We start from the raw sequence: 271 nt of genomic DNA, 5'->3' as shown, positions 1-271 counted from the left end.
ACTGCCAGATCACTACGACCGCGATGGCGCCGAGCGCAGTGGACGGCTGCCCGAGCCATGGTTGCGCGAGAGCATCCATCCCGATGGCGCGGAGGATGACGTTTAGAGCACCGTCCGGAGCGAAGATGTACTGCCACAGGTAGCTGACGATGACGGGACTGATAATGACGGGCATCAGGAACAACACCTGGAGTACGCGTCGTCCGCGCAGAGGCGCTTCGAGAGCGAGCGCGAGCACCAGGCCGAGCAGGTTCTGCCCCACGACGACGAT

Annotated in this window: 1 pseudogene; it reads right to left on the bottom strand. The window is 63.5% G+C overall.

Features of this window, described 5'->3' with window-relative positions:
* Positions 1–271, bottom strand: a pseudogene (locus tag SB773_RS31830) (hypothetical protein); the annotation flags it as partial.

Source organism: Bacillus sp. SIMBA_074 (genome assembly GCF_046534555.1).
Lineage (GTDB): Bacteria > Bacillota > Bacilli > Bacillales > Bacillaceae_G > Bacillus_A > Bacillus_A mycoides.
The sequence above is the reverse complement of the archived record's forward strand: the minus strand, read 5'-3'. Positions and strand labels throughout refer to the sequence as shown.